This is a genomic window from Alteribacillus sp. HJP-4, from assembly GCF_042139015.1.
Taxonomy (GTDB): Bacteria; Bacillota; Bacilli; order Bacillales; family Marinococcaceae; genus JBHIKY01.
Genome location: NZ_JBHIKY010000057.1, coordinates 1 through 1,380, shown reverse-complemented (window position 1 = coordinate 1,380; position 1,380 = coordinate 1). Strand labels below are relative to the sequence as shown.

1 protein-coding gene is annotated in these 1,380 nt (G+C 43.0%); it reads left to right on the top strand.

What is annotated here, in order from left to right:
- The first annotated feature begins 119 nt into the window (after positions 1–119).
- The gene (locus ACE4RR_RS21470) at positions 120–1,334 is read left to right on the top strand and encodes an ISL3 family transposase (RefSeq protein ID WP_375537452.1); all 1,215 of its coding nucleotides are present in this window, start codon (positions 120–122) and stop codon (positions 1,332–1,334) included.
- Positions 1,335–1,380: the final 46 nt, after the last annotated feature.

Here is a 1,380-nt window from a genome sequence, read left to right as displayed (position 1 = left end):
GGCTCTACAATAAATGTTGGGGTTTTGAAACAATTATCACGCATAAAAAACACGCAAGCTCCTTTATCCTTTATACTTGAATTGTCGAGAAACAAGAAAGGATAGGAGTTGCGTGTCATATGCATTTTACCATGGACCTTCCCGGTTTAGAAGAGTTGAAAATCATGAAGTCAGAGACGGTGGGGGATGCGTTCCATCTCCACGTGGAGATGGAACGAAAAGCTCACCACTGCCCTTCTTGTGGAGAAAGAACAAAAAACGTTCACGATTATCGGACCCAAAAGATTCAACATCTTAAGATGTTTGAACGGACGTCTTATTTATTTTACCGCAAACGCCGCTATGTCTGCCCTTGCGGAAAAAGATTTCCGGAAAAAACCCGTGTTGTCGAGCGTTATCAGCGTCACACGGCAGAATGGAATCAAGCCCTAGGTCTTCGAACCATTCAAGGCAAGAATTTTAAAGATACCGCTCGTCAGTTTCATACGTCCCCTTCCACAGCCATGCGTCGGTTTGATCGTATTGCGGCACCTCTGATCCAAGAAGTGAATGAACTGCCAGAAGTCATCTCCATTGATGAATACAAGGGAGATACCAGTAAAGGCAAGTATCAAGTCCTTATAGCTGATGGCAGAACGGGGGAGCCTGTGGATATTCTACCGGATCGCTCCGTAGCTACCATTAAACAATATTTACGGGAAAAAGGAGCGAAAGTAGAGATGGTAGTTATGGACATGAGCCCTTCGTTTAAATCTGCTGTACAGAAAGCGTTAGGATCTCCCATCCTTATCGCGGATCGCTTTCATTTTTGCCGTTATATTTACTGGGCTCTAGACCTAATTCGACGCAATGTTCAACATGACTTTCATGAGTACGATCGCAAGAAGTGCAAGAGGATGAAACATGTTTTTCACAAACCCTTTGAAACGCTAAGTGAGAAGCAGCACTGGTATTTAAAACGATATTTACACTTATCTAGTGAGTTAACAGTTGCGTATCAATTGAAAGAAAGGTTTCGTTCCTGGTTTGAACGAGCGAAACAAGAAACTTATCATCCAGAAAATAGCATCAAAGAAGAATTATATGCTTTTTATCAAGATGTTGAGGACGCTGGACTTCCCGCATTAAACAAGGCCGTGCAGACTCTGAAAAATTGGCAGACCGAAATTCTCAACAGTTTTACATTCGGTTATACCAACGGTCCCATCGAAGGCCTGAATAACCAGACCAAGGTGATAAAACGGAATGCTTTTGGATTCCGACGATATGATCGACTAAGGAGCAAAATTCTACTACATCATCAGACGAAAAATCAGAACATTCAAGTAGGATAAAGGGGCGGGGCCTGACGGCCTCCACCCCAACAATTGACTTAGAACC